Annotated in this window: 21 protein-coding genes, 1 tRNA gene and 1 pseudogene; 10 read left to right on the plus strand and 13 right to left on the minus strand. The window is 73.0% G+C overall.

The genetic code is table 11. The features are described from left to right. Positions 1 to 31 precede the first annotated feature (31 nt). The 8 genes and pseudogenes from ACZ4XJ_RS21270 to ACZ4XJ_RS21305 form a co-directional block, all read right to left on the minus strand. A complete protein-coding gene (locus ACZ4XJ_RS21270) occupies positions 32 to 1,231 on the minus strand; it encodes a S8 family peptidase (protein WP_362877298.1) in 1,200 nt (399 codons plus the stop codon). Positions 1,232 to 1,421: 190 nt separating this feature from the next. Then, entirely contained in the window at positions 1,422 to 2,666 is a 1,245-nt protein-coding gene (locus ACZ4XJ_RS21275; RefSeq protein WP_362877297.1) for an acyl-CoA dehydrogenase family protein, read from the minus strand. 9 nt (positions 2,667 to 2,675) lie between these two features. Further along, entirely contained in the window at positions 2,676 to 3,716 is a 1,041-nt protein-coding gene (locus ACZ4XJ_RS21280) for a phosphotransferase family protein (RefSeq protein ID WP_468497027.1), read from the minus strand. 189 nt (positions 3,717 to 3,905) lie between these two features. After that, positions 3,906 to 4,507, minus strand: a pseudogene (locus ACZ4XJ_RS21285) (MBL fold metallo-hydrolase). Between the two features lie 182 nt (positions 4,508 to 4,689). Further along, positions 4,690 to 4,986 carry a hypothetical protein gene (locus tag ACZ4XJ_RS21290; RefSeq protein WP_362877295.1) on the minus strand — a complete coding sequence of 99 codons (297 nt, stop codon included), beginning with the start codon at positions 4,984 to 4,986 and terminating at the stop codon, positions 4,690 to 4,692. 161 nt (positions 4,987 to 5,147) lie between these two features. Further along, positions 5,148 to 5,465: a DUF202 domain-containing protein gene (locus ACZ4XJ_RS21295; RefSeq protein WP_468497028.1), complete on the minus strand. Its 318-nt coding sequence runs from the start codon at positions 5,463 to 5,465 to the stop codon at positions 5,148 to 5,150. After that, positions 5,462 to 5,860, minus strand: a complete 399-nt coding sequence (locus ACZ4XJ_RS21300) for a YidH family protein (protein WP_362877293.1) — start codon at positions 5,858 to 5,860, stop codon at positions 5,462 to 5,464. Before ACZ4XJ_RS21300 ends, ACZ4XJ_RS21295 begins: the two co-directional genes overlap by 4 nt. 99 nt (positions 5,861 to 5,959) lie before the next feature. Beyond that, entirely contained in the window at positions 5,960 to 6,481 is a 522-nt protein-coding gene (locus ACZ4XJ_RS21305) for an NUDIX hydrolase (protein ID WP_362877292.1), read from the minus strand. Positions 6,482 to 6,568: 87 nt separating this feature from the next. Between ACZ4XJ_RS21305 and ACZ4XJ_RS21310 the strand changes: the two genes are divergently transcribed. Then, positions 6,569 to 8,224 (plus strand): FAD-binding dehydrogenase, encoded by a 1,656-nt coding sequence (locus ACZ4XJ_RS21310; RefSeq protein WP_468497029.1) that lies wholly within the window; start codon positions 6,569 to 6,571, stop codon positions 8,222 to 8,224. A gap of 30 nt (positions 8,225 to 8,254) precedes the next feature. Here the strand turns inward: ACZ4XJ_RS21310 and ACZ4XJ_RS21315 are convergent, their stop codons facing one another. After that, the gene (locus tag ACZ4XJ_RS21315; protein WP_362877290.1) at positions 8,255 to 8,680 is read right to left on the minus strand and encodes an ASCH domain-containing protein; all 426 of its coding nucleotides are present in this window, start codon (positions 8,678 to 8,680) and stop codon (positions 8,255 to 8,257) included. Between the two features lie 256 nt (positions 8,681 to 8,936). Here ACZ4XJ_RS21315 and ACZ4XJ_RS21320 point away from each other — a divergent pair, with 256 nt between their 5' ends. The 3 genes from ACZ4XJ_RS21320 to ACZ4XJ_RS21330 all read left to right on the plus strand — a co-directional run bounded on the left by ACZ4XJ_RS21320 (position 8,937) and on the right by ACZ4XJ_RS21330 (position 13,149). Beyond that, entirely contained in the window at positions 8,937 to 9,887 is a 951-nt protein-coding gene (locus tag ACZ4XJ_RS21320; RefSeq protein WP_362877289.1) for a hypothetical protein, read from the plus strand. A gap of 60 nt (positions 9,888 to 9,947) precedes the next feature. After that, positions 9,948 to 11,492 (plus strand): APC family permease, encoded by a 1,545-nt coding sequence (locus ACZ4XJ_RS21325; RefSeq protein WP_362877288.1) that lies wholly within the window; start codon positions 9,948 to 9,950, stop codon positions 11,490 to 11,492. 217 nt (positions 11,493 to 11,709) lie between these two features. After that, positions 11,710 to 13,149: an amino acid permease gene (locus tag ACZ4XJ_RS21330; protein ID WP_362877287.1), complete on the plus strand. Its 1,440-nt coding sequence runs from the start codon at positions 11,710 to 11,712 to the stop codon at positions 13,147 to 13,149. Positions 13,150 to 13,286: 137 nt separating this feature from the next. On the opposite strand, the gene ACZ4XJ_RS21335 is transcribed toward ACZ4XJ_RS21330, so the two are convergent. Continuing rightward, a tRNA-Leu gene (locus tag ACZ4XJ_RS21335) sits at positions 13,287 to 13,371 on the minus strand. Between the two features lie 167 nt (positions 13,372 to 13,538). Here ACZ4XJ_RS21335 and ACZ4XJ_RS21340 point away from each other — a divergent pair. The 3 genes from ACZ4XJ_RS21340 (at position 13,539) to ACZ4XJ_RS21350 (ending at position 16,253) form a co-directional block, all read left to right on the plus strand. After that, on the plus strand, positions 13,539 to 14,864 hold the full coding sequence (locus ACZ4XJ_RS21340; protein ID WP_362877286.1) for a M20/M25/M40 family metallo-hydrolase: 1,326 nt from the start codon (positions 13,539 to 13,541) through the stop codon (positions 14,862 to 14,864). Between the two features lie 151 nt (positions 14,865 to 15,015). Continuing rightward, positions 15,016 to 15,249: a chaplin ChpH gene (gene chpH / locus ACZ4XJ_RS21345; RefSeq protein ID WP_362877285.1), complete on the plus strand. Its 234-nt coding sequence runs from the start codon at positions 15,016 to 15,018 to the stop codon at positions 15,247 to 15,249. A 158-nt stretch (positions 15,250 to 15,407) separates the two neighbouring features. After that, positions 15,408 to 16,253, plus strand: a complete 846-nt coding sequence (locus ACZ4XJ_RS21350) for a chaplin (RefSeq protein ID WP_468497030.1) — start codon at positions 15,408 to 15,410, stop codon at positions 16,251 to 16,253. Between the two features lie 39 nt (positions 16,254 to 16,292). Here ACZ4XJ_RS21350 and ACZ4XJ_RS21355 read toward each other — a convergent pair whose 3' ends face one another. Beyond that, on the minus strand, positions 16,293 to 16,481 hold the full coding sequence (locus ACZ4XJ_RS21355; protein WP_281205875.1) for a DUF5703 family protein: 189 nt from the start codon (positions 16,479 to 16,481) through the stop codon (positions 16,293 to 16,295). A gap of 47 nt (positions 16,482 to 16,528) precedes the next feature. Here ACZ4XJ_RS21355 and ACZ4XJ_RS21360 point away from each other — a divergent pair, with 47 nt between their 5' ends. After that, a complete protein-coding gene (locus ACZ4XJ_RS21360) occupies positions 16,529 to 17,182 on the plus strand; it encodes a hypothetical protein (protein ID WP_362877283.1) in 654 nt (217 codons plus the stop codon). A 78-nt stretch (positions 17,183 to 17,260) separates the two neighbouring features. On the opposite strand, the gene ACZ4XJ_RS21365 is transcribed toward ACZ4XJ_RS21360, so the two are convergent. Next, on the minus strand, positions 17,261 to 19,765 hold the full coding sequence (locus tag ACZ4XJ_RS21365) for a helix-hairpin-helix domain-containing protein (protein WP_468497031.1): 2,505 nt from the start codon (positions 19,763 to 19,765) through the stop codon (positions 17,261 to 17,263). Then, positions 19,762 to 20,745 carry an aldo/keto reductase gene (locus tag ACZ4XJ_RS21370; protein ID WP_468497032.1) on the minus strand — a complete coding sequence of 328 codons (984 nt, stop codon included), beginning with the start codon at positions 20,743 to 20,745 and terminating at the stop codon, positions 19,762 to 19,764. Before ACZ4XJ_RS21370 ends, ACZ4XJ_RS21365 begins: the two co-directional genes overlap by 4 nt. Before the next feature lie 109 nt (positions 20,746 to 20,854). On the opposite strand from ACZ4XJ_RS21370, the gene ACZ4XJ_RS21375 reads away from it, so the two are divergent. Then, positions 20,855 to 21,904 carry an LLM class F420-dependent oxidoreductase gene (locus ACZ4XJ_RS21375; RefSeq protein ID WP_384004349.1) on the plus strand — a complete coding sequence of 350 codons (1,050 nt, stop codon included), beginning with the start codon at positions 20,855 to 20,857 and terminating at the stop codon, positions 21,902 to 21,904. Between the two features lie 243 nt (positions 21,905 to 22,147). Then, the gene (locus ACZ4XJ_RS21380; RefSeq protein WP_468497033.1) at positions 22,148 to 22,948 is read left to right on the plus strand and encodes a ferritin-like domain-containing protein; all 801 of its coding nucleotides are present in this window, start codon (positions 22,148 to 22,150) and stop codon (positions 22,946 to 22,948) included. Positions 22,949 to 22,964 lie beyond the last annotated feature (16 nt).

Here is a 22,964-nt window from a genome sequence, read left to right on the forward strand (position 1 = left end):
AACCGTTGGATCGACCACGTCCGGTCACCCGTTACGGGGCGACCTTCAGCAGCTTGTTCGCCGTGCCGGACGACGGGTTGGTGACCGCGCCCGCGGTCGCCGCCGCGGTCAGGGCCGCCGCGGTCTGCGCCGGGGTCGAGGAGGGGTGCCCGGACAGGTAGAGGGCGGCGGCGCCCGCCACGTGCGGGGCGGCCATCGAGGTGCCGGAGATGGTCTTGGTGCCGGTGTCGCTGTCGTTCCAGGTCGAGGTGATGTCCGAGCCGGGAGCGTAGAGGTCCACCACGGAGCCGAAGTTGGAGAAGTCGGACTGCGCGTCGTCGATGGTGCTCGACGCCACGGTCAGTGCCTCGGTGACCCGGGAGGGCGAACCCTGACCCGCGTCGCTCGACTCGTTGCCGGCCGCGACGGAGAACGTGATGCCCGCGGCGACCGCACGCCGCACCGCCTCGTCGAGCGCCTCGTCGGCGCCGCCGCCCAGGCTCATGTTGGCGACGGAGGGGCCGGAGTGGTTCTTGGTGACCCAGTCGATGCCGGCGACGACCTGCTCGGTGGTGCCCGAGCCGTTGTCGTCCAGCACCCGCACCGCCACCAGCTTCGCCTTCTTGGCGACGCCGTGCGCGGTGCCCGCGACGGTCCCGGCGACGTGCGTGCCGTGGCCGTTGCCGTCGTCGGCGCTGTCGTCGTTGTCCACGGCGTCGAAGCCGTGGGTGGCGCGACCGCCGAAGTCCTTGTGGGTCACCCGTATGCCGGTGTCGATGACGTACGCCGTGACCCCTTCACCGGCCTTGTCCGGGTAGTCGTACTTCTTGTCCCCCTCCTGTGCGCTCTGGTCGATCCGGTCCAGCCCCCAGGACGGCGGGTTGGGCTGGCCGGCCTTGATGGTGAACTTCTTGTTCTGCACGACCTTGCCGACGGCGGGGTCCGCCGCGAGCCGCTTGGCCTCCGTCTCGCTCAGCCCCGAGGCCGAGAAACCGTTGACCTGGGACCCGTAACTGCGTTGCAGTTCGCCTCCGTACTTGTTGGCGAGCTGTGCCTTGTCCGCGGATTCGTCGAGGATGACGACGTAGCTTCCGCTGATCGCACCGGGGGCGCCCAGTCCGTAGACCGTGCCCTCGGCCGGCGCCGCCGCCCCCGCGAAGGGGGTGGCGATCAGGGTCACGGCGACCGCGGTGGCGGCTCCCGCACCGATGGCCGCGTAACGGAAACCGCGCGAACGCTTGTGAGTTGCCATGTGGAGGGTTCTCCTCGTGGGTGACGTGTGGGGCGTCGAACCTTCTGGAGAACCCTGTTCCGATTGACAGGCGCAAATCAAGATCGCCCCTGCCTTTCGGCCTTATTCAACAAGGTTTCTTAAAAGGCTCCCCGCATCGCCTTCACGGTGCACACACGTTCACCCGAACTCCCGCACGAATGCCCCACTTTCAGGGCCGGCCGCCCGCGTACCGCCTCAGCTCGCGGCGCGCGAGTGAGCGCTGGTGCACCTCGTCGGGTCCGTCGGCCAGCTGCAAGGTCCGCGCGGCGGCCCACAGTTCGGCCAGCGGGAAGTCCTGGCTCACCCCACCGGCGCCGTGCAACTGCACCGCCCGGTCCAGGATCCCGACCACCGCGCGCGGGGTCGCGATCTTGATGGCCTGGATCTCCGTGTGCGCCCCCCGGTTGCCCACCGTGTCCATCAACCACGCCGTCTTCAGCACCAGCAGCCGCAGCTGCTCGACGGTGACCCGCGCGTCCGCGATCCAGCCCTGCACGACCCCCTGGGCGGCCAACTCCCGCCCGAAGGCCGTACGTTCCACCGCGCGTCGGCACATCAACTCGATGGCCCGCTCCGCCATGCCGATCAGCCGCATGCAGTGGTGGATGCGGCCCGGGCCCAGTCGGGCCTGGGCGATGGCGAAGCCGCCGCCCTCCTCGCCGATCAGGTTCCCCACCGGCACCCGGGCCCCGTCGAAGACCACCTCGGCGTGCCCGCCGTGGTCGTGGTCCTCGTACCCGTACACCTTCATCGCCCGTCGGACCTCCACGCCCGGGGTGTCGCGCGGGACCAGCACCATCGACTGCCGGCGGCGCGGATCGGCGCCCTCGGGGTCGGTCTTGCCCATCACGATGAAGACCTTGCAGTCCGGGTTCATCGCTCCGGAGATGTACCACTTGCGGCCGGTGACCACGTACTCGTCACCCACCCGCTCGATCCGCGTCTCGATGTTGGACGCGTCCGAGGAGGCGACCTCCGGCTCCGTCATCGCGAACGCGGAACGGATCTCGCCCGCCAGCAACGGCTCCAACCACTGCTTCTTCTGCGCCTCGTCCCCGAACTGCGCGAGCAGCTCCATGTTCCCGGTGTCCGGGGCCGCGCAGTTCGTCGCCATCGGCGCCAGGTGCGGACTGCGGCCGGTGATCTCGGCCAACGGGGCGTACTGGAGGTTGGTCAGCCCGGCGCCGTACCCCTCGCCGCGCTCGCCGGGAGGGTTCACGAAGAACAGGTTCCACAGGCCCTGACGGCGCGCCTCGGCCTTCAGTTCACCGAAGACGGCCGGAGCGTCCCAGGGCGAGGCCAGCCGTGCGCGCTGCTCGGCGGCGACGGATTCCGCCGGGTGCACGTACTCCTCCATGAACGCGAGCAGCCGCTCGCGGAGTTCCTCGGTCCGGGCGTCGAATGCGAAGTCCATGGGGAGTCCTCAACCTTCCTGAAGTTCTTTGAGTGTGGTCAGACCGTGCTCGATGAAGACCGGGACCAGCTCGCCGATCCGGTCGAAGCCCGCACCGACGGTCTGGCCGAGCGTGTAGCGGTAGTGGATGCCTTCGAGGATCACCGCGAGCTTGAACCAGGCGAAGGCCGTGTACCAGGCGATGGCGGCGGTGTCCCGCCCGGAGCGCGCGGCGTAGCGCTCGATCAGTTCGGCCGGCGCCGGATGCCCCGGGGCCCGGCTCGTGGTGCTGACCGGGGAATCGGTCAGGCCCAGGTCGGAGCTGTACATCACCAGCAGCCCGAGGTCGGTCAACGGGTCGCCGAGCGTGGACATCTCCCAGTCCAGCACCGCCCGGATCGTGTCCTCGGGCCCGCCGATCAGCACGTTGTCCAGCCGGAAATCCCCGTGCACCACCGTCGGCGCGGGGGAGCGGGGCAGCGTCCGGCCCAGTTCGTCGCGCAGTTCCTCGATCCCGGCGAGATCCCGACCCCGGGAGGCCGCGAGCTGCTTGCCCCAACGGCGCACCTGTCGTTCCAGGAAGCCCTCGGGTCGACCGAAGTCGCCCAGGCCCACCGCCTGCGGATCGACCGCGTGCAGGTCGACGAGGGTGTCCACCAGGCCGAGCACCGCGCGCCGGGTGCGTTCGGCCCCGATCACGGCGAGCTGGTCGGCCGTCCGGTACGGGACTCCGTCCACGTGCTCCATGACGTAGAACGGCGCCCCCAGGACGGCTTCGTCCTCGCACAGCAGCAGCGCCCGCGGCACGGGCACGGCCGTCCCGTGCAGGGCGGCGATCACCCGGTGTTCGCGCCGCATGTCGTGCGCGGTGGCCAGGACGTGGCCGAGCGGCGGGCGGCGCACCACCCACCGTCCGGCGCCGTCGGTGACGTCGTACGTCAGGTTCGAGCGACCGCCCTCGATCAGTCGGCCGCGCAGCGGACCGGCCACGAGGCCGGGCAGCTCGGCGTCGAGACGGCCGCGCAGCCGCTCCAGGTCGAGGCCTCGCGGATCATCCGGGACTGGGGTCATGCTGGGCACCTCCGGAGGGAGTGGACGGCAACGGGCTCAGCGCCCGGAAGCCATCATGCCGACCAGTCGGTATGCCGTCCAGAGCGTGGCGCCGGAAAACCGCTTCCGGCCCCACCGGAACACCCGCGGACCGGGGCGCGGCGCCGGCCGAACGGCCCCGCCGCCGCGCTCCCCTCACGCGCGCTCACCTCACGCGCGCCGGGCGAGCTCGCCGACCCAGCGCAGGTACCGCTCGGTGGCCTCGTACGCCGACGGGTCGGTCAGCGGACCGTGGCCCGGTACGACCGTCTCCGGGCCCAGCTCCCGCAGCCGCTCCAGCGCGCGCAGCGACCCCGACAGGGAGCCCATCGCCAGGAACGGCGTACCGCCCGCGAAGATCAGGTCCCCGGTGAACACGCCCTTCTGCCGGGGCAGCCACACGACCGAGTCCCGGTGTGCGCGACGCCCGGATGCAGGACCCGCACCTCGATCCCGCCGACGTGCAGGACCAGCCGGTCGGCGTACGTCAGATCGGGCGCGGTGATCTCCACCGCGCCGAAGTCGGTCGCGGGCCGGATCAGCTCCAACTGGTGCCCGGCGGCGAGTTGCTCCGCCCGAGCCGCCTCGTGCCCGATGATCACCGCGTCGGGGGCGAAGAGGGCGCTGCCGTAGGTGTGGTCGCCGTGGTGGTGCGTGTTCACCACCGTCCGCGGCAGCGGCACCCCGGCCGCGACGACGGCCTCGCGCAGGGCCGGCGCCCGCCGCTCGGTGGCGGCCGTGTCGACGAGCAGGGTCCGCCCGCCGTCGCTCACGAACCCGGCGTCGTTCAGGCATCAGCCGCCGTCCGGCTGGACGTACGCGTACACACCGGGCGCGGGCTGGACGAGGTACGGCTCTTCGACGGACATCCGGACTCTCCCCGGCTCGCTGTGGCGGTCCGTCGGCATCCTGCCACCCGGCGTCCCGCCCGGGGAGGGCGGGTCCGGGGGCGGGGTCAGTGGTCGTCGTAGTGGCCCTCGTGCTCGGCGTGCCGGTGGCCGTCGTGCAGGTAGTCCACGTGGTCGCCGTGCGGGACGGAGTCGTGCCCGCAGCCCGACCCGTGCGCGTGCGGGTGCGCCTCGTGCGTCGTGTGCTCCGGGGTCTCGCACTCGTCCCAGTGCCCGGAGTGCTCCCGGTGCAGGTGCCCGTCGTGCGCGTAGTCGACGTGGTCGCCGTGGGGGACGGGCTGGTGCCCGCAGTCCGGGCCGTGGGTGTGCTGGTGCGTGGGGTGCTCGTGGTGCAGGGTCGTCATGGCGCAGAGGCTAGTGCGGTTCGTCCCGGAACACCCGCTCCGTCCGTTCCCGTGTCGCGGGTGCGGGTGCGGGTGCGGGTGCGGGCGAGGGTGCGGAAGTGCGGGAGCCGGCGCGCTGGGGGGCCGGCGCGCGGGGGACGGGCGTACGGCACCGCCACCGCTCAGAGGATCACCGCGACCGCGAGCACCGCCAGCGCCCCCGTGCACGCCACCACTCCCAGGGCCGCCCCCGGCGCCAGTCCCCGGGGCCGGGCGGCCGCCAGCTCCCGCATCCGCCGGTGCGCCACCCACAGGAAGGCGACCCAGATCAGGACGGTCACCGCCGCGCCCGCCACCTCGGTCGGACTGCCCGTTCCCCGCAACGCCTGCCGCACGGCCAACACCGCCACGACCGAACAGGCCAGCGTGGTGCGCCGCCACGCCAGCCGGGTCCGTTCCGGCTGGAGCCCCGCGTCGCGGACCTCGCCGGCGGCGCTCACCGCCCCGACGTCCAGCCCAGCAGGACGACGACGACCATCACCACCGCCACCAGCGCCACGCACAGGCTCAGCACCACGGGGAACCGCGACAGCGGCAGGTCCTCGCCCCGCCGCATGGCCCGCTCGCAGCGCGTCCAGTGGTTCACCGCCCGCAGGGCGCACGCGGCGCCCACCGCCAGCAGCGCGAACGCCATCCCGACCCGCACCCCCCACCGCAGGTCCGGCAGGAACTGGTCCACCGCGAACCCGCCGCCGACCAGGGCCAGGGCCGTGCGGATCCAGGCCAGGAAGGTCCGTTCGTTGGCCAGCGAGAAGCGGTAGTCGGGGGTCTCGCCCTCGTCCCTCAACCGCGATGGTGCGAACCAGAGGCGCGCGTCCTTGACGAAGTCGATCACCTGCCCAATCTACTGGCGCACCTTCCGGAACTCCCGCAGCCCCCGTCCCCGCCACCGCCACCGCCCCGAACCGCCCCCCGGCCTACTCCGCCCCCGGGCCTACTCCGCCGCCCGGAACTCCCGAAGCCGCCGGTACGCCTCCAGTCCGTCGGGCACCCAGGCCCACCCCGCGCCGTCCGCGACCCGTCGCTCCAGTTCCTCCGGGGTCAGCCAGGCGTGCCAGTCCACCTCGGAGACCTGCGGGGACACCGGCAGCTCGCACCGCACCTCGTACACCGAGGACCACCAGGCCCCGCCCGGGCCCTCGTACAGGAACGTGAACAGCGGCGTCGGCGGCTCCAGCCCCCGCACCCCCAGTTCCTCCTCGGCCTCCCGCAGCGCGGCCCGCGCGTAGTCCTCGCCGGCGCCCACCACCCCGCCCACGAACATGTCGTGGTGCGAGGGGAAGACCAGCTTCGACGCGGTCCGGCGGTGTACGAAGACCCGCCCCCGCGCGTCCGTCGCCCGGACGAACACGCACCGGTGGATCAGCCCCCGGGCGTACACCTCGCCCCGGGGGGCCCGCCCGATGACCCGGTCGTCGCGGTCCACCACGTCCAGCACTTCATCAGCGGCGCTCATACGGTCCATCCCATCATCGCTGTTGACTGGTTACCGCTCCGTAGCAAAGGATCTGCCCCACCACCGAGACCGGAGGACGGGCAACGCATGACGTACGACGCTGACGTGATCGTGATCGGAGCGGGGCTCGCCGGCCTCGTGGCCACCGCCGAGCTCGTCGACGCGGGCCGCAAGGTCATCCTCGTCGACCAGGAACCCGAGCAGTCGATCGGCGGCCAGGCCCACTGGTCCTTCGGCGGCCTGTTCTTCGTGGACTCGCCCGAACAGCGCCGCATGCGCATCAAGGACACCCGTGAACTCGCCCACCAGGACTGGCTCGGCACCGCCGGCTTCGACCGCGAGGAGGACGCCTGGCCCCGCCGCTGGGCCGAGGCGTACGTGGACTTCGCGGCCGGCGAGAAGCGGCCCTGGCTGCACGCGCAGGGCGTCCGCTTCTTCCCCGTCGTCGGCTGGGCGGAGCGCGGCGGCTACGACGCCAACGGCCACGGCAACTCCGTACCCCGCTTCCACATCACCTGGGGCACCGGCCCTGGCCTGGTCGCCCCCTTCGAACGCCGGGTCCGCGCCGGGGTCGCCCGCGGGCTGGTCCGGTTCGCGTTCCGCCACCGGGTCACCGGCCTCGCCTCGACCGCCGGCACCGTGGACACCGTCACCGGGGAGGTCCTGGCCCCCTCGGACGCCGTACGGGGCAGCGCGAGCAGCCGCGAGAGCGTCGGCGCGTTCAGCCTGCGGGCCCAGGCCGTGATCGTGACCAGCGGCGGCATCGGCGGCAACCACGACCTCGTCCGCCGGCAGTGGCCCGCCCGCCTCGGCACCCCGCCCGAGCGGATGCTCTCCGGGGTGCCCGCGCACGTGGACGGGCTGATGCTCGGGATCACCGAGGACGCCGGCGCCAGCCACATCAACAAGGACCGGATGTGGCACTACACCGAGGGCATCGAGAACTGGAACCCGATCTGGGCCCGCCACGGCATCCGCATCCTGCCCGGCCCGTCCCCCCTGTGGCTGGACGCCACCGGCCGCCGGCTACCCGTACCGCTCTTCCCGGGCTTCGACACCCTCGGCACGCTCGAACACATCATGCGGACCGGTCACGACCACACCTGGTTCGTCCTCAACCAGCGCATCATCGGCAAGGAGTTCGCCCTCTCCGGTTCCGAGCAGAACCCGGACCTCACGGGCAAGTCGATCCGTGACGTCCTCACCCGCGCCCGGCAGGCCGTACCCGGCCCGGTGAAGGCCTTCATGGACGACGGCGCCGACTTCGTCGTCGAGCGGGACCTGTCGGCACTGGTGCGCGGCATGAACGCCGTCACCAAGGAGAACCTCCTCGACGAGGCCACCGTCCGGCGCGAACTCGTCGCCCGCGACCGGGAGATCGCCAACCCCTTCACCAAGGACCTCCAGGTCACGGCGATCCACGGCGCCCGCCGCTACCTCGGCGACAAGCTGATCCGCACCGCCGCCCCGCACCGGATCCTGGACCCCGCGGCGGGCCCGCTGATCGCCGTCCGGCTCTCGATCCTGACCCGCAAGTCCCTCGGCGGCCTGGAGACCGACCTGTCCTCGCGCGTCCTGACCCCCGCCGGCGACCCGCTCCCCGGGGTGTACGCGGCCGGTGAGGCAGCCGGCTTCGGCGGCGGGGGAGTCCACGGCTACCGCGCCCTGGAGGGCACGTTCCTCGGTGGCTGCATCTTCTCGGGCCGCGCCGCGGGCCGCGCCGCGGCGCAGGCGGTGGGCTGACCCGGCGGCGTCCGATCCCGGCCGCCGCCGTCAGGCGAGCCGCTCGGTGACCCGGAACCGCTCCGCGACGACCAGGGTGTCGTCGTCGACCGTGTACCGCGGGTCGCCGAGCGCCGCGCGCACCGGCTCGGAGTGCCAGAACGCTTCGTGTGCCGTGCGCCATTCGGCCACCGACGCGTACCCCTCGCCCTCGTCGAGGGCGTGCCGGAGGGGGACGTCCGCCAGCCGCAGCACCTCCACGCCGGTGACCTCGACGACGGCCACCCCCGCCTCGTCCGAGTCGACCAGGACGGCCCGCTCCCCGGGCACCGGCAGCGGTTCGCCCTCGGCCTCGTACTCCGCGAGGAGGCCGGTGGTACTGGTCTTCGCGCCGCTCAGCACCGCCGCGACCAACTGGTCGCGCAGCGGGCCGGGGAAGCCGAGGAGATAGGGAGGAAGATCGTCGAGGGATGCCACCGGGCCACTTTAACCACCGTCCCCCGACCGCTTCGAACGATATTCGCGGCCCCCCAACTCCACTCTCGGAACCATCAGTTGAAACCCGCCACGCAGTGGACTGGACCTTGACGTGGAGCTGTGCGTACCGCTTAGCTGTATGTGATCATCCGAGTTCTCACCGGCATGATCCACCCCGCACCACCGCACCGCCCACCACCCCGTGCGCGTCCCCGCGCACGTCCACCCGCGCCCGCGCTCTGGAGGGAACCCGCGGATGTCCCCGCCTCCGCCGCCCCTCGGCCGCGCCCGCAAGCGGGACGCACAGCTCTTCGACCCGGCCCTGTGCGACACCGAACTCGTCGAGGTGCGGACCCAGTTCGCGCAAGGCCGATGGGCCAGGGCCCGCGCCCTCCTGGTGGGCACCGGCGACGACTGGGACCGCCGCGGCCACCGCGTCGTCGTCCTCGCCGAAACCCCGGCCGCCACCGCCTGGGCCCGCGAATGGCTGCTCGCCGAACCCGACAGCGCCGACGCCGCCACCCTCCTCGCCTGCGCCACCGTCTTCACGGCCCTGCGGCACAAGGGGACCCCGGAATCCGCCGAGGAGGCCTGCCGGCGCGCCGCCGGACTGCTGCCCGCCGACCCCACGCCCTGGCTGGGCCTGCTCCTGCTCTCCGGGACCTTCGGCACCGAGGAGGAGTTCAGTCGGCACTTCGACCAGGTCCGCGCCCGCCACCGCGAGCACCACCACGCCCACCACCTGATGGTCGCCCGGCTCGCCGAACGCACCCCCGCCACCGGCCAGGACCCCCTCCACGAGGTCTACGACTTCGCCGCCTGGGCCGCCGAGGAGTCCCCGGCCGACTCACCGCTCGCCGTGCTCCCCGTCATCGCCCACGCCGAGCGCTACCGCGTCCTGGCCGCCGCCCACGGCCGCGCCACCCCCGACGCCGCCGCCGAGCACTGGTCCGGCCGCCGCGCCCGCACCGTGCTGCGCTCCGCCTTCGACTGGTGGCTGGAATGGGAACGCGAGGACCACCCCCGCAACCGGGTCGACCTCAACTTCCTCGCCCACGCCAAGCTCTGCGAGGGCCGCTCCGCCGAGGCCGCCGCCCTCTTCCACCGCATCGGCGCCCACGCCACCCCGGCGCCCTGGTCCTACCCCGACCAGGACCCGCACCAGGCCTTCCTCGCCGCCCGCAGCGTCGCGCTCGGCACCGCCTAGCGCCGTTCCGGACACCTCTACGACCGTCCCCGCAGACCGCTCCCGAAAGGACGCCCCGCCATGTCGACGGGCAGATCCACCACGCTCAGCGAACCGACCGAGATCCGCACGTACAAGGGCGAGGACCGCGCCCTGCGCGCCGACCGGCTCGGCACGGCCGGACTGCTGCTCTCCGTACTCGCGGCCAGCGCGCCCCTGATGGTCGTCGCCGGCGTCATGCCCACGATCTTCGGGGTCATGGGCATCGTCGGACAGCCACTGCTCTTCGTGATCCTCGGCGTCGTCCTGGCCCTGTTCAGCATCGGCTACGCCGAGATGAGCCGGCACGTCCACAACGCCGGCGCCTTCTACGCCTACATCGCCCGCGGCCTCGGCCCCACCGCCGGAGCCTGCGCCTCCGTCGTCGCGCTCGTCGCGTACAGCGCCATGCAGGTCGGCGTCTACGGCATCCTCGGCTTCGAGATATCCGGCCTCTTCGCCACCTACCTCGACGTCGAGCTCGCCTGGTGGATCCCGGCCCTGCTCGCCGTCGCCGCCACCGGCGCGCTCGGCTGGCTGAAGATCGACCTGAACGCCAAGGTGCTCGGCGTCCTCCTCCTCATCGAGTGCGCCCTCGTCGTCGTCTTCGACGCCGCCGCCCTCGGCAAGCCCGGCCCCGAGGGCCTGTCCCTCACCGCCTTCGACCCCAGCACCCTGACCGGCGCCGGCCTCGGCACCGCCCTGTGCTTCTGCATCGCCGCCTTCGTCGGCTTCGAGCAGTCCCCGGTGTACGCCGAGGAGACCAGCAAGCCGCACATCGTCGTCTCCCGCGTGATGTTCCTCGGCGTCGGCTTCGTCGCCCTCTTCTTCGCCTTCAGCGCCTGGGCCCTGACCGTCGCCACCGGCCCCGCCGCGATCACCGACGCCGCCGCGGCCTCCGGCCCCGGACTGCTCTTCGAGCTGACCGAGGCCCGCCTGGGCGCCACCTTCACCGACGTCCTGCACGTGCTCTTCGTCACCGGCATGTTCGCCGCGATGCTGAGCTTCCACAACGTCGTCGCCCGCTACGCCTTCGCCATGGGCCGCGAGGGCCTGCTCCCGGCCCGCTTCGGCCGCACCAACCCCGGCACCGGCGCCCCGGCCACCGGCTCCCTGCTGCAGACCGGCATCGCAGCCGTCGTCGTCGCGGTGTTCGCGCTCACCGACGACCTGCCGACGGGCGACCCGACCGCGCCCGTCCTGCACCTGTTCACCTGGATGGGCAGCGTCGGCGCCCTCGGCGTGACCGTCCTGATGGCGGCGTCCTCCTTCGCCGTCATCGCCTTCTTCGTCCGCCGCGGCACCGCCGGCGCCCAGGTCTGGCGGCTCGTCGCGGCGGGCCTCGCCGGCCTGGCCCTGATCGGGATCGCCCTCTACACCGTCAAGGACTTCGCCGTCCTGGTCGGTGCCGAGAAGGGCTCCGCGCTCAGCTGGGCGCTGCCCGCGATCATCGCCGTCGCCGCGCTGGGCGGCCTGGCCCACGGCCTGTACCTGAAGTCCCGCCGCCCCGAGGTCCACGCCCGCATCGGCCTCGGCAACGAGGCCTTCCGGCTCGACCAGGTGGCGGAGTCCACCCCGCACGACTGACCCGCTCCGCCTCGCAATCGTGCCCCGACGAAGCCCCCGGCGACCGTTTCCATGGTCGCCGGGGGCTTCCGCGTGCGGGGAGCCGATTTTTACGGAAACGGAGCCTCATGGTCTCCTGGTGCGACAAAACCACCGGATCGCGGCACGGGGGACACCACCCAGCTCCCCCGCGCGGCCCTCCGACCCTGCCTGTCCCATCCACGAAGGCGAAGTCCGTATGAGTGACCGCACCTTGACCGAGGCCCCCGCCGAGGCGCATTCCCGCCCCGTCGACGCCGGTGACGAGGGCTACAGCAAGGACCTCAAGTCCCGCCACATCAACATGATCGCCATCGGCGGGGCGATAGGCACCGGCCTGTTCCTCGGCGCCGGCGGCCGCCTCGCCGGAGCGGGCCCCTCGCTCGCCATCGCCTACGCGGTCTGCGGCGTCTTCGCCTTCTTCGTGGTCCGCGCCCTCGGCGAGCTGGTCCTCTACCGCCCCTCCTCGGGCGCCTTCGTCAGCTACGCGCGCGAGTTCATGGGGGAGAAGGGCGCCTACACGGCGGGCTGGCTCTACTTCCTCAACTGGTCCACCACCACCGTGGCCGACATCACGGCCGCCGCCACCTACGCGCACTTCTGGTCGCTGTTCACGGACGTCCCCCAGTGGGTGCTCGCCTTCATCGCCCTGGCCGTCGTCCTCACCGCGAACCTGATCTCGGTGAAGTACTTCGGCGAGATGGAATTCTGGTTCTCCCTGGTCAAGGTGGCAGCCCTGACGATCTTCCTGCTCGTCGGCATCTACCTCGTCGCCACCAGCCACGACATCGACGGCAACACCCCGGGCCTCGCCAACATCACCGACAACGGCGGCCTCTTCCCCGTCGGCGTCCTGCCCATGCTCCTGGTCATCCAGGGCGTGGTCTTCGCGTACGCCTCCGTCGAGCTCTGCGGAGTCGCCGCGGGCGAGACCGAGAACCCCGAGAAGATCATGCCGAAGGCGATCAACTCGATCATGTGGCGCGTGGGCATCTTCTACGTCGGCTCGGTCGTCCTGCTGGCCCTGCTGCTCCCGTACACCGCCTACTCCGAGGGCCAGAGCCCCTTCGTCACCGTCTTCGACAAGCTGGGCGTCCCGGGCGCCGCGGGCATCATGAACCTGGTCGTCCTGACGGCCGCCCTCTCCAGCCTGAACTCCGGCCTCTACTCCACCGGCCGGATCCTGCGCTCGATGGCCATGTCCGGCTCCGCCCCCAAGTTCACCGGCGTCATGAACAAGGGCAAGGTCCCCTACGGCGGCGTCCTGTTCACCGCCGCCTTCGGCATCGCCGGCGTCGGCCTGAACTACCTGATGCCCGAGGACGCCTTCGAGATCGTCCTGAACTTCGCCTCGCTCGGCATCCTCGGCACCTGGGCGATGGTCATGCTCTGCTCGCTCCACTTCTGGCGCAGGGCGAAGCAGGGCCGACTGGAGCGCCCGTCCTACCGGCTGCCCTGGGCCCCGTACACGCAGATCGTGACGCTGGTCTTCCTCGTCACGGTCCTGGTCCTGATGTGGTGCGACGGCGGCGTCGGCCGCACCACCGTCCTGTTCGTCCCGGTCATCGGCGCCGCCCTGGTCGGCGGCTGGTTCCTGGTCCGCGGCCGGGTCGCGGAGATCGCCGCCACCCGCCGCTGACCCGAAGCGCGTACGAGGGGCCCCGGCCCGGGATCCGATCCCGGGCCGGGGCCCCTGCCGCATCCCCCGCGCGCCGGGAACGCAGGCGCGCCGGAAACGAAGAAGGACCCCGCCGCGGCGGGGTCCTTCTTTCTTTGTGTCCGAGGGGGGACTTGAACCCCCACGCCCGATAAAGGGCACTAGCACCTCAAGCTAGCGCGTCTGCCATTCCGCCACCCGGACAAGGTGTCTGTCTCGCGTCCCTCGCGGGCCGTTCCGACGTGGAAAACATTACCAAACATTCCGGGGGCCCGATCACACCCCCCGATGACCGGGGAGCGCCCTTGGGTACGGCGCCGCGGAGCGCGAGGATGGGGAGGTAGCCGGTACTGATCAGTGGGAGGAACAGCGTGAGCGAATCGGGCGCGGGCAGGACCGTCTCCGGCCAGGACGAGGTCGTCGACCTCTGCCGGGACCTCATCCGGATCGACACCAGCAACTACGGGGACCACTCGGGCCCTGGCGAACGCAAGGCGGCCGAGTGGATCGCGGAGCAGCTGGCCGAGGTGGGTCTGGAGCCGCAGATCTTCGAGTCCCACAAGGGCCGCGCCTCGACGGTGGCCCGGATCGAGGGGGAGGACCCCTCGCGGCCGGCCCTGTTGATCCACGGGCACACCGACGTGGTCCCGGCCAACGCCGCCGACTGGACCCACGACCCCTTCTCGGGCGAGATCGCCGACGGGTGCGTGTGGGGCCGTGGCGCGGTCGACATGAAGGACATGGACGCGATGACGCTGGCCGTCGTGCGCGACCGCATGCGCAGCGGGCGCAAGCCCCCGCGCGACATCGTGCTGGCCTTCCTCGCCGACGAGGAGGCGGGCGGCATCTACGGGGCCCGCCACCTCGTCGACAAGCACCCCGGCCTCTTCGAGGGCGTCACCGAGGCGATCGGAGAGGTCGGCGGCTTCTCCTTCACCGTGAACGAGAACCTGCGCCTCTACCTCGTCGAGACGGCGCAGAAGGGCATGCACTGGATGCGGCTCACGGTGGAGGGCACCGCGGGCCACGGTTCGATGACCAACAACGACAACGCCATCACGGAGCTCTGCGAAGCCGTGGGCCGGCTCGGCCGCCACCAGTGGCCGGTGCGCGTCACCAAGACCGTACGGTCGTTCCTGGACGAGCTCTCGGACGCCCTCGGTACCCCGCTCGACCCCGACAACATGGACGCGACCCTCGCCAAGCTCGGTGGCATCGCCAAGATGGTCGGCGCGACCCTGCGCAACTCGGCCGCCCCGACGATGCTCGGCGCCGGCTACAAGGTCAACGTCATCCCCGGCCAGGCCACGGCGCACGTCGACGGCCGCTTCCTGCCGGGCTACGAGGACGAGTTCTTCGCCGACCTCGACCGGATCCTGGGCCCGCGCGTGAAGTACGAGGACGTGCACGCCGACAAGGCCCTGGAGACGGACTTCGACGGCAAGCTCGTCGACGCCATGCAGGGCGCCCTGAAGGCCGAGGATCCGATCGCGCGAGCCGTCCCGTACATGCTCTCGGGCGGCACGGACGCGAAGTCCTTCGACGACCTCGGCATCCGCTGCTTCGGCTTCGCCCCGCTCCAGCTGCCCCCCGAGCTGGATTTCGCGGGCATGTTCCACGGCGTGGACGAGCGGGTACCGGTCGACGGGCTCAAGTTCGGCGTCCGGGTACTCGACCGTTTCATCGACAACGCGTGACCGACCCCTCCTCACGCCGGGGAATCGGAAAGGTGTGCGGAATCCACTGAGAAGAGTGAATGCGCTCATACGCTCGTAGCCCCGGTGGGAAGTCCTCGTTACAGGTGGTGCGGTCCGCGGCTGGGACCGCACTTGCCTACTAGGAGGAACAATGCTCAAGAAGGTTGTCGCCGCTGCGGCTGCTACCGGTGGTCTGGTTCTCGCGGGTGCGGGCCTGGCTGTCGCCGACGCGGGTGCCCAGGGTGCGGCCATCGGCTCCCCCGGTGTCCTGTCCGGCAACGTCGTCCAGGTTCCGGTCCACATCCCCGTGAACGTCTGCGGCAACACGATCTCCGTGATCGGCCTGCTGAACCCGGCCTTCGGCAACACCTGCGTCAACGCCTGACGCGTCTGAAGACCCGGCCCCGGGGCGCTCGCCAGCGCTCCGGGGCCGCCGGGCTTTCCGGCCCGATCCATCGACCTTTCGGCGTACCAGGCGGGGGAGCCTGGACGGCCCGGTCGCCGCGCGGCGGCCGTCGACGTACCAACAGGGGACGAGTACAGATGCGACGACCGATCCAGGTCACCAGGAAGACGTTGATCACCATGGCGGCCGCGGGGGGCGTGCTCGCGCTGGCCGGTGGCCAGGCGCAGGCGGCCTCCGGAGCGTCCGGCCAGGCCACGAACTCGCCGGGCGTGCTGTCCGGGAACAACCTGCAGGCCCCGGTGGACGTGCCGGCGAACCTCTGCGGCAACACCGTCGACGTGATCGCCCTGCTGAACCCGGCCTTCGGGAACGGCTGCGCCAACGAGTCGGGGAAGCACCGCCCGCCGGGCAAGCCGGACCACCCGGGCGGCGGCGACCACGAGGAGCCGTGCGACGACCACCCGGGCACGCCGGGCGGCGGGAACCCCGGTGGCGGCACTCCGGGCGGCGGGAACCCGGGGGGCGGGAACCCCGGTGGCGGCACTCCGGGCGGAGGCACCCCCGGCGGTGAGAACCCCGGCGGCGGGACCCCGGGCGGTGGTACTCCCGGCGGTGACAACCCCGGTGGCGGCAATCCGGGCGGGGGGAACCCCGGCGGTGGGACCCCGGGCGGTGGTACTCCCGGCGGTGACAACCCCGGCGGTGGCAACCCCGGCGGTGGGACCCCGGGCGGTGGTACTCCCGGCGGTGGCAACCCCGGGGGCGGTACCCCCGGCAGCGGTACCCCCGGTGGTCCCGGCGGGCAGACGCCCGGCGGGACCGGGGGGCAGGTGTCCGGCCAGGTCCCCGGTCAGGGGACGGGCGGACCGGCTGGGCTCGCGGCCACCGGCGCCGGTGACGCGCTCACGGCCGGAGTGCCGCTCGCGGGCGGACTGCTGCTCGCCGGAGCCGTGCTCTACCGGCGCGCCCGCAACGCGGCCTGACGGACGTACCCGACGCGGGTCCCGCTCCCGGGGCCCGCGTCACCAGGTCGCGCGGACCTGGCGGATGATCCGGCGGCGCAACCGCACCCTGCGGCTGCCGTCCCGGTGGAGCGTCAGGCGGTCCAGTTCCCAGTGCCCGTACTCGGCGTGGTCGGTCAGCAGTCGGGTCGCCTCCTGGCGGGGGGTCCCGCGAGGCACGTACACGTCGACGAATTCGTATTCCGGCATCGCATCTATTGTGCGGGCAGAGCCCCGCTACGGATAGCGTCTGCACTATGTCTGATGCCGCTCTGCCCACTGTTGCCGAGGTCCGCGCCGCCGCCGAGGCGGTCAAGGCCGCTCTCGACCGCCACCTCGCCGCGGTCGAGAGCAGGATCGGGGACGAGGACCCGGCCGTCTACGCCGCCTTCAACGAACTCGCCGCCGCCGCCGAGGAATACGACGAACTGCTCTACGACCGCTACGACGAGGTCACCCCGTTCGAGATCCCCACGCCGGAGGACGGAGTTCCGTACACCGGGCCGGCCGAGCCCGCGGCCTTCAGCGTGTTCATCCGTCGCGACTACGCCGTCGTCGAACCGGTCCGGCTGATCGCCCAGGCCGAGCGTGTCGCCGCGCACGACCGTGAATCCGATTTCGTCGACGACGCCGGCACGGCCGGTGCGCTCGGCGTGCTCTTCGGGGAGTACGAGCCCGACGAGATCGCCTCCCGCTACAAGGAGTTCGGATTGGAGGAGGGCGACTCCACCCTCTGGATCGCGGCGCTCGAAGAGGTCGCGGAACCGGGCGACTGGCTCGACGCGCCCTTCGGGCAGACCGACCCGCAGGACGTGCTGCACCGCTTCGACGTCAGCTCCGTGTTCGACGAGGACCCCGAAGGTCCCGAGGAGTTCGAGGAGGCGGCCGAGCCCGGCCTCACCCCGGCCTGACCCCCGCCCGACGCGTGTCCGCGCGACGCCCCCGCCCGATCCGGGCGGGGGCGTCGCGTTCCCGGTCCTGCCCCCGCGCTACTGCGGCGCGCCCTCCTGAGCGGCCGTCAAGGCCCGCAGCAGGCCGGTGAGTCGGGTGGTACGGGGCTTCGGCAGGACCTGCGCCACCGCGTTCGGCAGCGCCTGATCCACTCCGTGGACGACCGACAGGTGCCGCTCCGCCCGCCCGAACGCCGTGTACACCCAGTCCCGGGACAGGGCCTGAGCGGCGTCGCCCGGCAGCACGACCACCACGGCCGGCCAGCGCGTGCCGACGGCCTGGTGCGCCGTCACCGCCCAGCCGTGCCGCACCTGTGACTCGACCCGTTCCTGCGGTACGACGACCCGGACCCCCGCGAGGTCGAGGTGCAGCCCCTGTGCGTCGGCCGACACCACCCGGGCCGGCAGTGCCCGCCCGGGGGAGGGCACGTGCACGACCCGGTCACCGGGGTCGAACCCGCCGAACCGGCCGGGGCCCGGGTTGAGCCGTTCCTTGAGGGCCGCGTTCAGCGCGCGGGTGCCCGCCGAGCCGCCGTGGCCCGGGGTGATGACCTGCACGGCGTCGGCCGGGATCCCGAAGGCGCGCGGCACCGACTCGGCGACCAGCTGCACCGTGCGGTGCACCGCCTCCCCGGCGTCCTGCACCGGGACGATGACGACCTCCTTGCCGGGGGCGTGGACCTGGTTCAGCTCGCCGATGCCGACGCCCGAGACCAGCTCGCCGATCGGGCCGGGGTCCGGGGTCCGGGACACGACCTGCGGCCAGGACCGGGCCGCCAGTACGTCGGCGAACACCCGCCCGGGACCGGCCGACCCGAGCACGCCGGGGTCCCCGGACAGCACCAGACGGGCCCCGTCCGGGACGGACTCCACCAGGGCGGCGGCCGTCTCCACGTCCAGCTGCGGCGCGTCCAGCACCACGAGGAGGTCCAGCTCGAACCGGCCGTCGGCGTCCCGCCCGGGTCCCTGCGCCCCGGCCAGCAGCGCGGCCGGGGTGACCCGGTCCGGGCCCGGGGCGTGCGCGGCCAGCACGGCCCGCAGCCCCAGCTTCCGGGCCGCTTCCAGCAGCGCCGCCGGCTCCACACCGGCGGCCTCGCCGCCGGTGTGGGTGACCACCCCGTGGCCGGCGACGGCCCGGATCAGCTCGGCGCCCGGGTCTTGGGCGGCCTGCGACCAGTCGGCGGGGGCGGTGACGCCGGCGGCCAGGCGGGCCAGCCCGTCGGCGAGGCTCTCCTCGGCGAGGGCGTACTCCTCCAGCCCCACCAGAACCCGTACGGGTCGCTCCGCTTCCGCGGCCTCCTCGTCGGCGTCCGTGGCGGGCGTCGGCGCGGGGCCGTCCAGCGGCTCCTCGAACACGAGCACCGCGCCCTCACCGACGGCGTGTTCGAGGGCCGCGGCCGGCTCCGGCACCCCGTACTGCGCCAGGGCCTTCTCCAGCACCGGGGTCTCCAGGGCGGTGTGCCCCTTCTCGGCGGCCCGGTCCAGCAGCCAGTTCACCAGGGCGGCGCCACGGCGCTCGTCGGCAGGACCGGCCTCGGCGCCCAGCAGCGCCTGCGCGAAGCCGTCCGCCTGGGCCGGGCGCACACCCGTGACGGCCAGCAGCCGCCAGGGGTCCTCCACGAGCTGCGCCGCGGCGCCCTCGCCGAGGGCCCGGGCGGCCGGCCCGGCCAGCGCCTCGGGGGCGCCACCGCGCGCCAGCACGGCCCGCACGCCCTCGATCTCGGCGGCGGCGGGCTCCGCGGCGGTCGCCACGGGCCGGGGCTGCGGCGGGGGAGCGGGCGCGGCCTTGCGGGGGGCGGCCGGGGCCTCGTCGAAGTACACCGGGGCCGGCGCGGCGCCGCTCTCCACGGCCCGTACGGCCGCCAGCAGGTCGGCGGCCTTCCCGCTGAGCTTGGCGCCCGCCTCGACGGGAGCCTCCCGCTCGGCCTTGCGCCGCGCGATGCGCTCCCGCTCGACCTTCTGCGCCGCCAGCTCGGCCTGCGCCTCGGTGAGCGCGGGCGCCGCCCCCTCCGCGCCCGCGGCGCCGGTCCCGGCGTCCGCACCCCCGGCGTCGGCGTCGGCTTCGGCGGCTTCGGCGTCCTCGGTCGTCGCTGCCGTCCGGGCGTCGGTGTCCTCGTCGGGAGCCCCTGCGTCCGGTTCACCGCCTGCGGCGGCCGACGTCGCTGCGGCCCCCCGGGCGTCGGCGCCGTCGGAACCGTCCCCGTCGGAAGCGTCCTCGTCGAGACCGTCCCCGTCGGAACAGTCCCCGCCGGACGCGTCCCCGTCGGAACCGTCCCCGCCGGAACCGTCCCCGTCCGGCTCGCCCTGCCCGGCTTCCACGGCTTCCGCGGCTCCCTCGGGGTCCGGCTCCCCGCCCGGCTCACCGACTCCGTCGGTTTCGTCGGCTTCGGCGCCCTCCGACGCCTCCGGGTCGAGGGCGCCCCCGGGTTCCGGGACGGCCTCCCGCGTCGCGGGGTCCTCGGGCGCGGCCCCGCCGGCCCCGGCCCCTTCCTCCGCGGCAGCGGGCGCGGCGGCGGCGGCGGTGGTCTCGGGGTCCGTACTCACAACGTGCTCCAGTCCTGATCGGGGTAGCGGTGCACCGGGACGGAAACGTCGTCCAGCGCACGGCAGATCTCCTCGGGAAGACTAAGGGCCTCCACCGACAGCGCCGCCCCGAGCTGCGCCGAGGTCCGCGCGCCGACGATCGGGGCGACCACCCCCGGCCGGTCCCGTACCCACGCCAGCGCCACGTGCAGCGGCGTCACCCCCAACCCCTGGGCGGCGGTCACCACGGCGTCGACGATGCGCCGCGCCGGTTCGTCGAGGTAGGGGTCCACGAACGCGGCCAGGGACTCCGAGGCGCCCCGCGAGTCGGCGGGCGTGCCGTCGCGGTACTTGCCCGTCAGCACGCCCCGGCCCAGCGGGGACGAGGGCAGCAGGCCCACACCCAGGTCCAGCGCGGCGGGCAGCACCTCCCGCTCCACGCCCCGTTGGAGGAGCGAGTACTCCATCTGCGTGGAGGCGAGCCGGGTCCGCACCCCCGGCACGGCCAACTGCCAGGTGGCGGCCTTCGCGAGCTGCCAGCCGCTGAAGTTGGACACCCCGGCGTACCGGGCCCGGCCGCTGCTGACGGCGAGGTCCAGCGTCTGCAGGGTTTCCTCCAACGGGGTACGCGGGTCGAAGGCGTGGACCTGCCACAGGTCCACGTAGTCGGTGCCCAGCCGGTCCAGCGAGTCGTCGAGGGCGGCCAGCAGGTGCCCGCGCGAACCGTTGAACCGCCGATCGGGATCCGGCACGCTACCGGCCTTCGTCGCGATGACCAGGTCGCGGCGCGGCACCAGTCCGCCCACCAGGTGCCCCAGGAGGTACTCGGCCTCGCCGCCGCCGTACACGTCGGCCGTGTCGACGAGCGTGCCGCCCGCCTCCCAGAACGTCTTCAACTGCTCGGCGGCGGCTTCCTCGCCGGTGTCACGGCCCCAGGTCAGGGTGCCGAGGCCGATCCGGGAGACGCGCAGTCCGGTGCGGCCGAGATGCCTCTGCTCCATGAGCGCTGAGACTACTGGGGCGCTGACGCGGAGGACCCGGGCGCGCTACAGTCCCCCGCAGACCCACGTTACTGACCGGTACATCGGCTTCACCGTTAGGGGACGACACATGCGGCTCGGCATCAATCTCGGCTACTGGGGTGCGGGCATGGACGCCGACAACCTCTCCGTCGCCCAGGAGGCCGACCGGCTCGGCTACGACGTCTGTTGGGCCGCCGAGGCCTACGGCTCCGACGCGGCCACCGTGCTGGCCTGGGTCGCGGCCCAGACGGAGCGGATCGACGTCGGCTCGGCCATCTTCCAGATCCCGGCCCGCCAGCCCGCGATGACGGCGATGACCGCCGCCACCCTGGACTCGCTCACCAAGGGCCGCTTCCGGCTCGGCCTCGGCGTCTCGGGACCGCAGGTCTCCGAGGGCTGGTACGGCGTCAAGTTCGACAAGCCGCTGGCCCGCACGCGCGAGTACGTGGAGATCGTCCGCAAGGCCATGACCCGCGAGCGGCTGTCCTACGACGGCGCCCATTGGACCCTCCCGCTGCCCGACGGTCCGGGCAAGCCCCTCAAGCTGACCGTCCACCCGGAGCGCGAGCACATCCCGCTCTACATCGCCGCCATCGGCCCCAAGAACCTGGAGCAGACCGGCGAGATCGCCGACGGCGCCCTGCTGATCTTCCCGGCGGCCGAGCACCTGGAGGAGACGGCCCTGCGCCACATCCGCGCGGGCCGCGAGAAGGCCGGTCTGACCATGGACGGCTTCGACGTCTGCCCGACGGTGCCACTGGCCCTCGGTGAGGACGTGAACGCCCTCGCCGACATGTTCCGCCCCTACACCGCCCTGTACGTCGGCGGCATGGGCAGCCCGAAGCAGAACTTCTACAACCAGCTCGCCCAGCGCATGGGCTACGAGAAGGAGGCCGCCGAGATCCAGACCAAGTACCTCGGCGGCGACAAGACCGGCGCGGCCGCCGCCGTCCCGCACTCCCTGATCGACTCGACCACCCTGCTGGGCTCCGTCGAGCGGATCGCCGACGGCATGCGCGCCTACGCCGACGCCGGGGTCACCACCCTCACCCTGGCCCCGGCCGGCTTCACCCTGGACGAGCGGATCGCCGCCCTGCGGGCCGGTACCGAGGCCCTGGAGCGCGCCGGCCTCGCCTGACACGCCCCCTCGGGACCCCGGACACGACGACGGAGCCGCGCGGGGTGCGCGCGGCTCCGTCGATCAGGTCTGCGGCCGTGGTGGGGGCTCGGGGGGTCTTCCCCGCCACGGCCGACACAGCCAACAACGCTCCGCGCACTCCCCGGGTTACGCCCTCGCGCCGGGCCACCGATTTCGTTCATTCGGCCGAGTCGGGCGGTCCCCTCGGTTGCCCGCCCGAACGATCCGCATTTGACTCGTTCCATGCTCTCTGCCCGCAGCCTGTTCCGGGAGATCGTCGACCACGACGACTCCTTCCAGCTGTTCTGCTCCATCGCCGCCGGCGGGGAGTCCCAGGGCGGCTGGGAGAACGCCCGGATCGCCGCCCTCGCCCCCGCTTCGATGCGCGAGCTGGTCCCCAAGATCACCCGGCACGGCGCCGACGAGGACAAGCACGGCAGGATCTTCCAGGCCCTGCTCCGCAAGCGCGGCCTGCCGCCCGTACCCGTGCCCCCCGAGACCGACTACACGATGCTGCTGGAGCGCCGCGGCATCGGCCTCTCCCACGAGAAGCTGCGCGGCGACCGGCCGCTGACCGAGGACGACATCGTCGTCTACCTCGCGCACAGCCGGGTCACAGAGCAGCGCGCGGCCGACCAGATGGTCATGCTCGTCCGCCACTTCGGCGACCACCCCGAGCTCGGCAGGGCCGTGCGCATGATCAGCGCCGACGAGGACAACCACCTCGCCTACTGCCACGAGGAGCTGCTGCGCCTCGCCCGCCGGGGGCACGGCCGCAGCATCCACCGGATCCTGCGCGAGAGCGCCCTCGCCGAGATCGCCGTCTACCGGGACGTCAGCCTCGCCGTCATGGACCACATGGGCCGACTGCTGCGCTGGCCCGCGCCCAAGTCCGCCGCCCTCGCCGCCGGCATCCGCGCGGCGTACGCGTACGAGCGCTTCAGCGGCTGGCACCGGGCGGTCCGCCTGACCCCGCCCGAGCGGGTCGACGCCCTCGGCGGCGCCCCGGCGCCCGCACCCGTGCCCGCGCCCGAACCCGTCTGACCGGGGCCCGCCGCGG

The sequence above is a fragment of the Streptomyces sp. NPDC029836 genome (assembly GCF_055574495.1).

What these genes read in the sequence shown, in the direction of transcription:
- chpH (WP_362877285.1), top strand. Translation starts at nt 15,016, where the DNA reads ATGCTCAAGAAGGTTGTCGCCGCTGCGGCTGCTACCGGTGGTCTGGTT.
- ACZ4XJ_RS21355 (WP_281205875.1), bottom strand. Translation starts at nt 16,481, where the DNA reads ATGCCGGAATACGAATTCGTCGACGTGTACGTGCCTCGCGGGACCCCC.
- ACZ4XJ_RS21350 (WP_468497030.1), top strand. Translation starts at nt 15,408, where the DNA reads ATGCGACGACCGATCCAGGTCACCAGGAAGACGTTGATCACCATGGCG.
- ACZ4XJ_RS21325 (WP_362877288.1), top strand. Translation starts at nt 9,948, where the DNA reads ATGTCGACGGGCAGATCCACCACGCTCAGCGAACCGACCGAGATCCGC.
- ACZ4XJ_RS21305 (WP_362877292.1), bottom strand. Translation starts at nt 6,481, where the DNA reads ATGAGCGCCGCTGATGAAGTGCTGGACGTGGTGGACCGCGACGACCGG.
- ACZ4XJ_RS21280 (WP_468497027.1), bottom strand. Translation starts at nt 3,716, where the DNA reads ATGACCCCAGTCCCGGATGATCCGCGAGGCCTCGACCTGGAGCGGCTG.
- ACZ4XJ_RS21380 (WP_468497033.1), top strand. Translation starts at nt 22,148, where the DNA reads ATGCTCTCTGCCCGCAGCCTGTTCCGGGAGATCGTCGACCACGACGAC.
- ACZ4XJ_RS21290 (WP_362877295.1), bottom strand. Translation starts at nt 4,986, where the DNA reads ATGACGACCCTGCACCACGAGCACCCCACGCACCAGCACACCCACGGC.
- ACZ4XJ_RS21375 (WP_384004349.1), top strand. Translation starts at nt 20,855, where the DNA reads ATGCGGCTCGGCATCAATCTCGGCTACTGGGGTGCGGGCATGGACGCC.
- ACZ4XJ_RS21320 (WP_362877289.1), top strand. Translation starts at nt 8,937, where the DNA reads ATGTCCCCGCCTCCGCCGCCCCTCGGCCGCGCCCGCAAGCGGGACGCA.
- ACZ4XJ_RS21275 (WP_362877297.1), bottom strand. Translation starts at nt 2,666, where the DNA reads ATGGACTTCGCATTCGACGCCCGGACCGAGGAACTCCGCGAGCGGCTG.
- ACZ4XJ_RS21330 (WP_362877287.1), top strand. Translation starts at nt 11,710, where the DNA reads ATGAGTGACCGCACCTTGACCGAGGCCCCCGCCGAGGCGCATTCCCGC.
- ACZ4XJ_RS21370 (WP_468497032.1), bottom strand. Translation starts at nt 20,745, where the DNA reads ATGGAGCAGAGGCATCTCGGCCGCACCGGACTGCGCGTCTCCCGGATC.
- ACZ4XJ_RS21270 (WP_362877298.1), bottom strand. Translation starts at nt 1,231, where the DNA reads ATGGCAACTCACAAGCGTTCGCGCGGTTTCCGTTACGCGGCCATCGGT.
- ACZ4XJ_RS21310 (WP_468497029.1), top strand. Translation starts at nt 6,569, where the DNA reads ATGACGTACGACGCTGACGTGATCGTGATCGGAGCGGGGCTCGCCGGC.
- ACZ4XJ_RS21360 (WP_362877283.1), top strand. Translation starts at nt 16,529, where the DNA reads ATGTCTGATGCCGCTCTGCCCACTGTTGCCGAGGTCCGCGCCGCCGCC.